The sequence below is a fragment of the Deinococcus gobiensis I-0 genome, assembly GCF_000252445.1.
Lineage (GTDB): Bacteria > Deinococcota > Deinococci > Deinococcales > Deinococcaceae > Deinococcus > Deinococcus gobiensis.
In genome coordinates, this window is record NC_017790.1 from 1,699,176 (window position 1) to 1,711,089 (window position 11,914).

Genomic DNA, 11,914 nt, shown 5'->3' on the forward strand with positions numbered 1-11,914 from the left:
AGTGTGACACATCCCGCTGTCCGCAGCGCCGCCCTGAAGTGACCGGCGGTCTAGCCCGCGCACTGCGCAGACACCTGACCCGACCCCGGAGCGTGGCCGGGCATACTGGGGCAGATATGGCTTACTCGCTTCTGGTCATGAAATTCGGCGGCACCAACATGCAGGACGCCCGCGCCATCCGCCACAGCGCCTCGCTGGCCGCCCGCAGCATCCGCGAGGGGGTGCGCGTCGTGGTGGTCGTCTCGGCCATGGCCGGCGTGACCAACCAGCTGCTCCAGCTCGCCGACGCCGCGCAGACCGGCGACATCGCCCGCGCCAACGACGAGATCGCCGCCATGCGTACCCGTCACTTCACGGCCGCCCAGGAACTCGGGGCCGCGCCCGACAGCCCCGCCGTGCGCGAGATCCGCGAGATGCACGAGACGCTCCGGCAGGCGGTGTACGGCGTGTACCTGCTGCGCGAACTGACCCCGCGCAGCCGCGACCTGATCGTCGCCTTCGGCGAGCGTCTCAGCGCGCCCCTGATGAGCCTCGCCCTGGAGCAGACGGGCCTGCGCGCCCGGCACCTGACCGGCGGCGAGGCCGGCATCCTCACCGACGCCCACTTCGGCAACGCCCGCCCCCTGAGCGGCACCTACGAGCGCATCCGCGACCGCCTCAGCGGCCTGTTCGCCGCCGACGTGACCCCGGTAATCGCCGGCTTCATGGGCGAGACCGAGCAGGGCGCGCTGACCACGCTGGGACGCGGCGGCACCGACTTCTCCGCGACCATCGTGGGCAAGGCTCTGGGCGCCGACGAGGTCTGGGCCTGGAAGGACGTGGACGGCGTCATGAGTGCCGACCCGCGCGTGGTCAAGGACGCCCAGAACATCGGGGTCCTGAGCTACGGCGAGGTCATGGAGCTGGCCTATTTCGGGGCCAAGGTGCTGCACCCGCTGGCAGTCACGCCCCTCCAGGAAAGCGGGATTCCCCTGCGCGTCAAGAGCGCCGCCGACCCCGATTTTCCCGGCACGCTCGTGCAGGCCCAGCCCCACGAGGAGGAAGGCCATCCCGTCAAGGCAGTCACGGCCATCCGCAGCGTGAGCCTCGTCAACGTGAGCGGCGCCGGAGCACTGGGCGTGCCCGAGGTCGTCTCCAGCGTGTTCGCGGCCATCGCCCGCGCCAACATCACCCTGCTGATGGTCTCGCAGAGCAGCAGCATGAGCAACGTCTCGCTGGCCGTGCCCTCGGTGGACGAGGGGCGCACCGTCGCGGCCCTGCGCGCCGGAATCACGGGGGAGCTGAACGTGGAGGTGCAGGGCGGCGTGGCCGTGCTGGCCATCGTCGGCAGCGGCATGCGCGGCCAGAAGGGCGTCTCGGCCCGGCTGTTCACCGCGCTCGCGGCCGAGGACGTGAACATCCTGATGATCTCGCAGGGCAGCAGCGAGCTGAACATCAGCGTGGCCCTCGACGGCGCCCAGGTAGACCGCGCCACCGAGGCGGTCCACGCCGCTTTCGGCCTCGGGACGGCGGTGCAGGCCGCCGACTGAATGTTCTGTATGGGTCAGGTCCTGCCCGGAACAGATAGGACTTGACCCTAAAAAGGATTGATGGAATTTATTTCTCACAAACCAAGATAATCGTGAATACTTTCACTTGTTTGCCGAAAAAAGAGAGGAGACGATCGCTCCTCAACGGTTGTCGCGTTCTCCTGCCGGGGAACCGCGCAATGACGGGCGAAACTGTCCCATCAGCAGGTAGAGGCCGACCACCCACACGAGGCTGCTCAGCGCCCCGGCCAGCACGTCACTGGGATAGTGGACCCCCAGGTAATTGCGGCTGACGCCCACCAGCACCGCCCACACTGCGCCCAGAACGGCGACCGGCCAGCCTGCGCGCGATCGCCAGAAGATCAGCGTGATGGCGATCCCGAAAGCAGCGTTCGCCATCGCGTGCCCGCTCGGAAAGCTGAAGCCCGGTTCCCGCAGCACCGCCTCGAGCACGTCGGGCCGGGGCCGCTGGAAGATCAGCTTGGTCACGACGTTCAGCAGGGTCGCGCCGCCCACCGCCAGGGCCAGGAACAGGGCGTGCGCCCGCGCACCGGCCCGGTACAGTCCCGCCACGATCGCCAGGGTGATCAGCGGCAGCACCTGCACCCCGCCGATGACGGCCAGCGCCTCGGCCACGCGCGTCAGTTCGGGGGTGCGGTGCGCGCGGTACCAAGCCAGCACGGTCTGGTCCCACGCGAACCCGCCCTCGCGGAAGATGTCCTCGGTCAGGTCGGCGACCGCCAGCAGCGGCAGCAGCACCCCCAGCAGCAGCAGCGCGACGGCGTTCCAGCGCCGCACCGGGTGGGACAGGGGCGGAGGAGGTGGACGGCGGGTCGGCAGGCGCATCCGCCCATTACACTCCGCTGACCTGCCGCGGGGCTTGCGTCAACGTTAAGGACAGGCCCCTGACCGGCCCGCCCGGTCCCCGCTCCCGCCCCTCTGTACCGATTCAGTTCGGCGTGCCATAGTGGCCCCGATGCCCCTGCGCCCGCGCCCGCTGCCTGCCCGCCCCGCCGCATGAGCCGGGGGCTGGCACTCCGGTCGCTCGCCGATCTGCCGCGCAACGCCCGCAACTCGATCCTGCTCGAACCGCTGTGGGCGGTCTTCGGCACGGTCGTGCTGTACTACGCTCCGCTGTACCTGCGCAGCGTCGGGCTCTCCAGCGCCGAGATCGGCCTGCTCGGCTCGGTCACGCTGGCGCTGTCCTTCGTGTGTCAGGCCTTCGCCGCGCCCATCACCAACCGGCTGGGCCGCAAGCGCACCACCCTGATCGGCGACCTGATCTCCTGGTCGGCCCCCATGTTCGTCTGGGCGCTCGCGCAGTCGCTGGGGGCCTTCGTGGTCGCGGCGGCCCTCAACGCCATCAACCGCGTCGTCGCGGTGTCCTGGAGTCTGCTCGTCATCGAGGACGTGGACGCCCCGCAGCGCCCGCGCGTCTTCGGCATCATGAACCTGATCGTGACCTTCTGCGGCCTGCTCACGCCGCTGCTGGGCCTGCTCATCACCCGCTACGGCGTGGTGCCCACCCTGCGCGTCTTCTACGCCCTGGGCGGCGTGGGCATGACCGTGATGTTCCTGTGGCGCAACGCCATCACCGACGAGACGCGCAGCGGAGAAGAAGCCATGCGCCTGCACCGCGACCTGAGCCTGGGCCAGAGCCTGGGCCAGACCCTCCGGCGCGTCTCGGGCATGCGCGGGCACCCCGGCCTCGTGGGCATCACCGTGTTCTACGTGCTGACCGTGTTCATCGAGCAGCTCAGCCTCTTTCAGATCCTGTTCCTGGGCGAGACGCTGGGCTTCAGTGCGCAGACCCTCTCGTACGTGCCGGTCGTCGCGGCCCTCGTCACCGCCCTGCTGTACGGCGTCGCGCTGCCCCGGCTGGGCCGGCTGCCGCTCGGGGCAAGACCCTGGTGGCCGTGCGCGCGCTGGCGCTGGTCGGCGCCGGAGCGCTGCTGCTCGTGCCGCCCGGCCACGCCGCACTGATGCTCGCGGTCGTCGGCGTGATCGGAGGCGCGACCTTCCTGACCCAGACCTACCGCGACGCGGCCCTGTTCGCGCGGTTGCCGGCGGGGGAGGGTACGGCCGATCTGTATTCGGCCGTGCAGACCCTGACGCTGCTGTGCTCGATCCCCGCCGCCGGGCTGGCGGGGCTGGTGTTCGCCGCGTCTCCGCGCGGTCTGTTCGCCCTGATCGCCCTGCTGTGCGTGGCGCTGCTGGTCCTCGCCGCCGGCCTCGCCCGCCGCGAGACCCGCGCGGCGACGCCGGCCTGACGCCGCCCGCCGGTCAGGCGAGCGGCGCTGTCCGGAACAGGTCCCCGCGCCACGCCCCGCAGGCGGTGCGCACCGCCACCAGCCCCCACAGCCCGGCGAGCGCCACGACGAACACGTGCCCGAGGGCCGTCAGGGCCGGCAGCCGCGTCAGGGCGCCCAGCCCGAAGGTCGCGGCCGCGTAGACCCCCAGTGGAAAGGTCAGCCCCCACCAGCCGAGATTGAATGGGAGGCCCCGGCGGGCGAAGCTCAGGGTGGTCAGGGTCGCCAGGGCCAGCCACCAGGCCCCGAAGCCCCACAGCACCAGCCCCCCGACCAGCCCCAGCCCCAGCAGCGTGGGGGCCAGGTCGCCCAGACCCTGCGCCGTCAGGACGCGCGGCGCGGCCCCGCCCAGTTGCAGCAGGGCCAGCGCGCCGGTCGCCAGCGGCCCCAGCGGCAGAAACATGCTCACGGCCAGATCGGCGGGTGGGAGCCGGTGCTGTGCCAGCCGCAGCACCAGCACCGTGATGACCATCAGCGCCAGGGGCACCGAGAGCGCGAACAGCACGTAGCCCGCGTAGACCAGCGTGGTCGCGCCCGCCGTGTCCAGCTGCGGCGCGATCAGGCCCGCGCTCGCCGCCGCGACCTCCGAGGCCACCACGGGCAGCAGCCATACGCCGGTCATGCGCTCCAGGGCGTGATCCTGCCGCGTGAACATCAGGTACGGCACCAGCAGCCCGGTGACCCCCGCGAGCACGGCGTCGAAGACCCACAAGTCGCGCGCCAGCCCCGCCGCCGCCCCGCCCCAGCGCGGCACGCCGAAGACCACCAGCCCGTTGACGACCGTCGCCAGAGCCATCGGCACCGCCCCCAGGAACATGCTCTGGACGGGGTGGCGCAGCGTGGCGAGGCTCTCGCCGGGAAAACGGAGCAGGCGCGCCGCCGACAGGCCGGTGAACAGCAGCAGCAGCGCCATGTTCAGCCACCACAGCCCTTCCCCGAGCGTCTCCGCGCCCGGCAGCGGCAGGTGCGGCAGCGTCAGCGCGAGGATGCCCGTGCCCATCGTGGCGGCGAACCAGTTGGGCGTGAAGCCCCGGACGGCTTCCCGGAGACGGTCCTGCGGGGCGAGCAGGGAGGAGGTGGTCATCCCTGGAGGATAGGCGGCTCCTGCCATAAGCTCAAATAAGGATTGATAGGCCTGACCCAAAAAGAATATAGATCTGAGAATGGCCCTGAATCCTGAGCATCTCCTGACCTTCGCGCGGGTCGCCCGGCTGGGCAGCCTGAGCGCCGCCGCCGCCGAGCTGAACCTGACCCAGCCGGCGGTGTCCAGCCAGATCAGGTTGCTGACCCGGGCGGTCGGTGAGCCGGTCCTCAGCCGGCACCGCACGGGGGTGCGGCTCACCGAAGCGGGCGAGGCCCTGCTGGTCCACGCGCAGGCCCTCGCCCGCGCGCTGGAAGGTGCCCACACCGCCATGCGCGAGCGGCGCGGCCTGGAACGCGGCACCCTGCGGCTCGCGGCGAGCAGCACGGTCGCGGCGTCGCTGTTGCCCGGCCTCCTGTCGGCCTACCAGGCCCGGTATCCCGGCGTGGCCGTCCAGATCCGGCAGGGCAATACCCAGGAGGTCCTGGGGGCGCTCCAGGGCGGACAGGTCGAGGTGGCCCTGATCGAAGGCCCGCCCGGCCTCCTGGGGGACGACTGGCAGGCCGAGGTCTTCGGCCACGACGAGCTCGTGCTGGTGTCGGCCCCCGGACATCCGCTGGTCGGCGCAGCCGGGCTCGGCCACGCCGCGCCCCTGCCGCTGATCTGGCGCGAGCACGGGTCCGGCACCCGCGAGGTGGCCGAGCAGGCCCTCGCCGGTACGGCCCTGCGCACGGTCAGCCGGCTCGAACTGCCGGGCACCGAGGCGGTCAAGGAGGCGGTCATCCAGGGCCTGGGGCTGGCCCTGTTGCCGGAGCTGCGGGTGCGGCGCGAACTCCGGTCGGGGGTGCTGGTGCGCCTCGCGCTGGCGCTGCCGGGCCTGCGCCGGCCGCTCAGCCGTGTCAGCGCGCCCACCGGGCAGCTCTCCTTCGCGGCCCGGCAGTTCCTCGGGCTCCTGGAACCCCCTGCGCCCGAGGGCCACCCCCCCCGCCGCTAGGCCGTTCGGCGCAGCCGCCCCCCGCCAGCGCGCGCATGTGCCCGGCCTCCCCGGCGGCGCACCATGTCCTCAGGGCCAGCCGACCCCTTCTGCCCCCGGCAGCGGCGTGCCCGAAGGACTGCACATGAACCCCACCTTCCATTTCGAGCTCACCTTCGCCGCCCAGCGCGCCGCCGACATGCGTCAGGAAGCCGCGCGCGACCGTCAGGCCCGCGCCGCGCAGCCCACGCCCCTCCGGCCCACCTTCCGCTGGCCCTGGACCCGCACCCGCCTGCACCCCAAGCCCGCATGATCCCTGCCCGCTCCGAACCCGCGCCGCCCCTTCCAGAAGAAGTGGGCGGCGTTTCCTTGCGGGGCGGCGGAGGTCGGCTCATCCCAGCGCCGCGTTCTGCTCCCGCTCCTGCAAGAAGGTCTTGACGCTCTGCGCCGCGCGGGCGGTCATGCCCGGCACGGCGGCGATCTGCTCGACCGGCGCGGCCGCGAGGTCCTCCAGGCTGGTGAAGTGCTCGAGCAGCGCGTCCTTGCGCTTCTGCCCGATGCCCGGCAGGTCGTCGAAGACGCTGCGCAGCATCCCCTCGCCGCGCAGCTTGCGGTGGTAGCTCACGGCGTAGTTGTGCACCTCGTCGCGCACCTCGATCAGCATCCGCAGCGCCGGGTGCGTGTGCGGCAGCAGCAGCTCGCGGTCCACGCCGACCTCGCTGCCGCCGTCCAGCCACCACTGCGCCCCGTAGCGCCCCGGCAGGATCAGCCGCTCCTCGCGCTTGGCGAGGCCCACGACCGGAATCCGGACATCGGCCTCCTTCAGCGCGTCGAGCGCCGCGTTCACCTGCCCGCGCCCCCCGTCGATGAGCAGCAGGTCCGGCAGCGGCAGCTTGTCCGACAGGCTGCCCGTGAAGCGCCGCGTGATCGTCTGGCGCATGGAGGTGTAGTCGTCGGGGTGGTCCAGCCCCTTGACCTTGAAGCGGCGGTGTTCGCCCCGGCGTGAGCGCCCGCCCTCGAAGACCACCATCCCCGAGACGATGTTCGTGCCGAAGAGGTTGGAGTTGTCGTAGCCCTCGATGCGCCAGGGCCGCTCGGGCAGCGCCAGGACCTCGCGCAGCGCGTCGAGTCCCGGATGGTCGCCCCGGCGCTCCAGCAGCGCGAGTTCGGACTCCAGGCCCGTCTGCGCGTTGCGCTGCGCCATGTCCACGAGGTCCACCTTGTCGCCGCGCTTGGGCGTGCGCATCTCGGTGCGCCGGCCGGCCCGGTCCGACAGGAACCGGCTCCAGACCGGCGTGTCCTCGAAATCGGCGGGCAGCAGGATCAGCGGGGGGACGTGCGTCGCCTGGGTGTAGTAGTCCTGCACGAAGGCCTCGATGATCTCGCCCGCGCCGCTCTCCTCGGCGCCGGTCAGGAACCGCTTGTCGCGCCCCACGACCCGCCCGCCGCGCATCCGGAACAGCTGTACCATCGCGTACTCGCCCGCCTGCGCCACACCCAGGAAATCCAGGTCGGTCTCGTCGCTGACAAACGCGTGCTGCTCGGTCCCGAACAGTTTCTCGACCGCCGCCACGCGGTCGCGCAGCCGCGCCGCCTGCTCGAAATCCTGTCCGCGCGCCGCCGCGCCCATATCCTCGCGCAGCCGGGTGACGACGTGCCCGGCGCGGCCCTCCAGCAGCCCCTTCACGTCGTCCACCACGCGGGCGTAGGTCTCCGGATCGGCGGCGTCAATGCACGGCGCGAGGCAGCGCCCCATGTGGTAGTTCAGGCAGGGCCGGGGCTTGTGCTGCATGGGCAGCCCCGAGTTCTTGCGCAGCGGGAACATGGTGTCGATCAGGTGTTTGACCCGCCGCACCGCCGAGGCGTCGGGGTAGGGGCCGTAGTAGCTCGCCCCGTCCTTGAGAACCCGCCGCGTGACGACGAGCATCGGGAAGGGTTCGTTCGTCAGCTTCAGGAAGGGGTAGTGCTTGTCGTCCTTGAGCAGCACGTTGTAGTGCGGGCGGTGCTGCTTGATGAGGTTGGCCTCGAGAATGAGCGCCTCGACCTCGTTCCTGGCGGTGATGAATTCCAGCGACTCGGCCAGTGCCGTGAACTTGCCGCTCTTGCCGCCTGCCTTGAAGTGCTGCCCGACCCGTGAGCGCAGGTTGTTCGCCTTACCGATATAGATCGGCACGCCACCCTTGCGGAAGATATACACGCCGGGGGTGGTGGGCAGGACGGGCAGGTCGTCGAAATGCACGTGCCCAGCATAGGCTTCCGGAACCGGCACGACCGGATCGAACAGCACGAATTCGAAAAACCAAAGCCAAAAATCACGACTCGGATTACTCGTGAAACTATTCACTTACTAATCCTGATTCTTTTCTCTTTTTGCTTCCTTGTGGCCTCGACTCGGCTACCTCCAGCGCCCTCTATGCTCGGCGGGTGCGGTCCGAGGAATTCCAGTACGGTGGGGCAAAGTTGCGCTACGAGGTGTCCGGCAGGGGAGAACCGGTGGTGCTCATCCATGGCCTGAGCGGTTCGGCGCACTGGTGGCGGCACAATGTGCCCGCACTGGCAGCCGAATACCGGGTCTACGCGCTGGACCTCGCGGGCTACGGCCACGCCCGCAGACAGCGCACGCTGGGCGTGCAGGAGAACGCCGAACTCATCGCCCACTGGATGGAGGCGCTGGACCTGCGCGGCGCGGCCGTCGTCGGCCACAGTATGGGCGGCCAGATCGCCGTACGGGTCGCCGCCCTCAAGAGCGGCCGGGTCGATGCCCTGGTCCTGGCCTGCGCCAGCGGCCTGCTGGCAGGGAACCCCGTGCGCGTCGCGCTGAAGCTGCCGCGCGCCACCCTCACGGGCCGCCCCGCCTTCCTGCCGCGCATCCTGGCCGATTCGGTGCGGGCGGGGCTGCCCAACCTGTGGCGCAGCGCGGTGAGTCTGCTGGGCGACAGCGTGGCCGAACTGCTGCCCGCGCTGGACATCCGCACGCTGGTCATCTGGGGCCGGCGCGACGCCCTCGTGCCGGTCGAACTCGGGCGTAAACTCGCCGCCGCCATTCCCGGGGCCGAATACCGCGAACTGCCCCGCGCCGGGCACGTGGTCATGGTGGACGCCCCCAGGGAGTTCAATGCGGCGGTGCTCGATTTCCTGCGGCGTCCCGGCGCGGGCGCGGCTCCGGAGAACCGGGTGTGAGCGGCCGGACGGCACCTGCCGGTCAGCCGCACTACACCACCGTGCGGGGCCTGCGGACCCACGCCTGGGTGCGCGGCGAGGGCCCGCCCCTGGTGATCGTGCCGGGGCTGGGCTGCGCCTCGTGGATGTATGTCCGGCTGGCCCGCGAGCTTTCCCTGAAACGCCGTGTATACGTCTACGACCCGCCCGGCCACGGCGCCAGCGAGGGCGCCCCCGGCTATCCCCGGACCATCCGCGACCTCACGGATCACCTCGCCGCGTGGCTCGAGGCGAGCGGGCTGCGCTGCGCGCCGCTGCTGGGGCACTCGCTGGGGGGCGAGGTGATCTTCGACCTCGCCGCGCGCTACCCCCACTGCACCACGGCCCTCATCGCCGCCGCCCCCACCGGCATTCCCGAGAACCCCAACGTGCCCGCGCAGCTGTTCCGGCTGGCGCGTGACCTCCCCCGCGAGCGGCTGGGCCTCCTTATCCCCGGCCTGCGCGCCTATGGCCGCGTCGGCCCGGTCCGGATGCTGAGCCTCGCCGCCGACCAGCGCCGCCACAACACCGGGCCGCTGCTGCGCCGGGTACGGGTGCCCACCCTGCTCATCGACGGCGACCGCGATCCCGTCATCCGGGCGTGGACCGTCCGCGAAATCCGGCGCGAAATCCCCGAGGCGGTCGTGCGGGTCGTGCCCGGCGGCACCCACGCCGTCACCGACACCTTCCCGAAGACCATCGCCGCCTCCGCCCTCGAGTTCCTCCAGTGGGTCGAAGGTCCGGATACGGCGCCTATAGGCCACTTTGAGCAACTTAATTGCGGCAACTTACCGGAATAGCCTTGATCCAGCAATAAAGTTGCCAAAAAACGCCGAGGTGATAGACTTCTCCTCATGTTCGAGGAGACCCACGACCACCATGTGCTGCTCACGCCCGGCCCGACCCCGATCCACCCCAAGGCCATGCGGGCACTCATGCGCGGGATGCTGGGGCACATGGACCCGGAGGTGTTCGCGCTGAACCGCGAGATCCAGCAGGACCTGCGGGTGATGTACGGCACCGAGCCCGAGGCCTTCACGGCCCTGCTGGCCGGGACCGGTTCGCTGGGCATGGAGGCGGGTTTCGCCAATCTGGTCGAGGCGGGCGACGAGGTGCTGGTGTGCGCCAACGGTTCTTTCGGCCGCCGCATGGCCGAGATGGCCGCGCGCTACGGCGCCCGCGTACGTCTGGTCACCGCGCCGCTGGGCGAGGCGATCAACCCCGCCGACGTGGCCGCGCACCTCGACGGCGTGAACATGGTCGCGGTCGTGCACGGCGAGACGAGCACCGGCGTCCTGAACCCCGTGCCCGAGATCGCCGAACTCGTGCGTGGCAGCGGCGCGCTGCTCACCGTGGACGCGGTGACGACCGCCGGGATGGAGCCCTTCCACATGCAGGACTGGGGCGTGGACTACGCCTATACCGGCGCGCAGAAGTGCCTCTCGGCGCCTCCCGGCCTCGCGCCTATCGCGGTGAGCGAGCGCGCCTTCGCCCGCTTCGCCGCCCGGCGCAGCCCCACGCCGCTGTGGTACTGCGACCTCGAAGGCCTGCGCGACTACTGGGTGGACCACACCTACCACCACACCGTGCCGGTCAACCTGCATTTCGCCTTTCACGCCGCCCTGCGCGCCGCCCTGGACGAAGGCCTGGAGCGCCGGCAGCGCCGCGTCCGGGCAATGGGGCAGGTCATCGAGCGCACGCTCGCGCCCCTGGGGTTCTCGCACTATGTGCGCCGCCCCGAGGACCGGCTGCCCACCGTGCTGGCGCTGCGGCTGCCCGAGGGCTTCGACGACGCGGGCGTGCGCAAGGCCCTGCGGGAGCGTGAGATCAGCGTGACCGGGGGTCTCGGACCGACGGCGGGCGTCATCTGGCGCCTGGGCCTGATGGGCGAGTCGGCCCGCCCCGCGCCCTACCGCGCCCTGATGGTGGCCCTGCAGGACCTGCTGGGCGAGCCGGGCCTGGTGCGCCGCTACGAGGAGGCGCTCGGCGCCCTGATGCCCGAAGAGACGCAGCCGGCCCTGGCCTAGGCGGGCGGGGGAGGGGCCAGGGACCGCCCCGCGCTCCTCATTCCATCTTGCCGCTGCGGATCACGTCGGCGATGACCGGGGGCAGGTTCCAGGCCATGATGTCGAAGGCGCTCGACGAGTAGTCGTAGGGCACCTTGTGCAGCGACACTTTGGGCCGCCGGCCCGAGCAGTCCACGATCGCCACGTCGGCCCCGGGTTCGTGGTTCAGGCTCAGGCCCACGCTGCCGGGGTCCACGAACACCGTGTCGCCCACCGTGCGCGTGAAGGGAACGTGCGTGCCCCCCACCACCAGCACGCGCGCGCCCATACTGTCGGCCAGCGTCTCGAGTTCGGCCTCTGGGGCCATCAGGTCCACGCGGCCTTCGGGGTCGTGGGGACTGCCGTGGAAGTACCGCACGCGGCCCACCGGGGTCATGAGGCGCCCACCGGTCGGCAGGCGGCGCAGGTATTCGAGCTGCTCGGGCAGCAGCGTTCCCTGCGTCCACTGCAACACCTGGTCGGCGACGCCCTTGCGCCCAGCGCGCTCGCCGAAGCTCAGGGCCACCCGCAGGTCGCTGCTGCCCAGCCCGACCTTCCAGTCCTCGCGGCGCACGAAGTCGATGACCGGCCCCGGCGACGCCCCGTAGCCCACCAGGTCCCCGACCACCACGACCTGACTGACGATCTGCTCGGCCAGAAAGCGCCGAACCGAAGTCAGGGCATGGATGTTGCCGTGTAAGTCACTGATGAAGGCGATCCTCAAAGTACCCTCATGGTAAGCCAAAGCGGCCGCCCACGCATCCCCCACGGGCAGCGGC

Annotated in this window: 12 protein-coding genes; 8 read left to right on the plus strand and 4 right to left on the minus strand. The window is 71.1% G+C overall.

The genetic code is table 11. From position 1 onward, the window contains the following. The first annotated feature begins 116 nt into the window (after positions 1–116). Entirely contained in the window at positions 117–1,529 is a 1,413-nt protein-coding gene (locus tag DGO_RS07970) for an aspartate kinase (RefSeq protein WP_014684982.1), read from the plus strand. Positions 1,530–1,670: 141 nt separating this feature from the next. Here DGO_RS07970 and DGO_RS07975 read toward each other — a convergent pair whose 3' ends face one another. After that, complete coding sequence (locus tag DGO_RS07975; protein WP_050920731.1) at positions 1,671–2,375, minus strand: phosphatase PAP2 family protein; 705 nt, start codon at positions 2,373–2,375, stop codon at positions 1,671–1,673. A 171-nt stretch (positions 2,376–2,546) separates the two neighbouring features. Here DGO_RS07975 and DGO_RS07980 point away from each other — a divergent pair, with 171 nt between their 5' ends. Both DGO_RS07980 and DGO_RS24220 read left to right on the plus strand, forming a co-directional pair. Continuing rightward, positions 2,547–3,512 (plus strand): MFS transporter, encoded by a 966-nt coding sequence (locus DGO_RS07980; RefSeq protein WP_043801626.1) that lies wholly within the window; start codon positions 2,547–2,549, stop codon positions 3,510–3,512. After that, the gene (locus DGO_RS24220; protein WP_226991320.1) at positions 3,446–3,799 is read left to right on the plus strand and encodes a hypothetical protein; all 354 of its coding nucleotides are present in this window, start codon (positions 3,446–3,448) and stop codon (positions 3,797–3,799) included. The genes DGO_RS07980 and DGO_RS24220 overlap by 67 nt, the downstream gene beginning before the upstream one ends. Positions 3,800–3,812: 13 nt before the next feature. Here DGO_RS24220 and DGO_RS07990 read toward each other — a convergent pair whose 3' ends face one another. Then, the gene (locus DGO_RS07990) at positions 3,813–4,922 is read right to left on the minus strand and encodes a TDT family transporter (protein ID WP_014684984.1); all 1,110 of its coding nucleotides are present in this window, start codon (positions 4,920–4,922) and stop codon (positions 3,813–3,815) included. Between the two features lie 79 nt (positions 4,923–5,001). Between DGO_RS07990 and DGO_RS07995 the strand changes: the two genes are divergently transcribed. Next, positions 5,002–5,913, plus strand: coding sequence for a LysR family transcriptional regulator (locus tag DGO_RS07995; protein WP_014684985.1), 912 nt, complete (start codon positions 5,002–5,004; stop codon positions 5,911–5,913). A gap of 124 nt (positions 5,914–6,037) precedes the next feature. Then, entirely contained in the window at positions 6,038–6,205 is a 168-nt protein-coding gene (locus DGO_RS23795; RefSeq protein WP_014684986.1) for a hypothetical protein, read from the plus strand. Between the two features lie 78 nt (positions 6,206–6,283). Here the strand turns inward: DGO_RS23795 and uvrC are convergent, their stop codons facing one another. Continuing rightward, positions 6,284–8,131, minus strand: coding sequence for an excinuclease ABC subunit UvrC (gene uvrC, locus DGO_RS08000; RefSeq protein ID WP_014684987.1), 1,848 nt, complete (start codon positions 8,129–8,131; stop codon positions 6,284–6,286). Between the two features lie 185 nt (positions 8,132–8,316). Here uvrC and DGO_RS08005 point away from each other — a divergent pair, with 185 nt between their 5' ends. Genes DGO_RS08005 through DGO_RS08015 form a run of 3 tightly spaced genes read left to right on the plus strand, consistent with a single transcriptional unit; the run spans position 8,317 to position 11,117 of the window. Continuing rightward, positions 8,317–9,072, plus strand: a complete 756-nt coding sequence (locus tag DGO_RS08005) for an alpha/beta fold hydrolase (protein WP_014684988.1) — start codon at positions 8,317–8,319, stop codon at positions 9,070–9,072. Continuing rightward, the gene (locus DGO_RS08010) at positions 9,069–9,890 is read left to right on the plus strand and encodes an alpha/beta fold hydrolase (RefSeq protein WP_014684989.1); all 822 of its coding nucleotides are present in this window, start codon (positions 9,069–9,071) and stop codon (positions 9,888–9,890) included. Before DGO_RS08005 ends, DGO_RS08010 begins: the two co-directional genes overlap by 4 nt. 54 nt (positions 9,891–9,944) lie before the next feature. Then, positions 9,945–11,117, plus strand: coding sequence for an alanine--glyoxylate aminotransferase family protein (locus DGO_RS08015; RefSeq protein WP_043801632.1), 1,173 nt, complete (start codon positions 9,945–9,947; stop codon positions 11,115–11,117). 37 nt (positions 11,118–11,154) lie between these two features. Here DGO_RS08015 and DGO_RS08020 read toward each other — a convergent pair whose 3' ends face one another. Then, a complete protein-coding gene (locus DGO_RS08020; RefSeq protein ID WP_014684991.1) occupies positions 11,155–11,859 on the minus strand; it encodes a metallophosphoesterase family protein in 705 nt (234 codons plus the stop codon). Between the last annotated feature and the right edge of the window lie 55 nt (positions 11,860–11,914).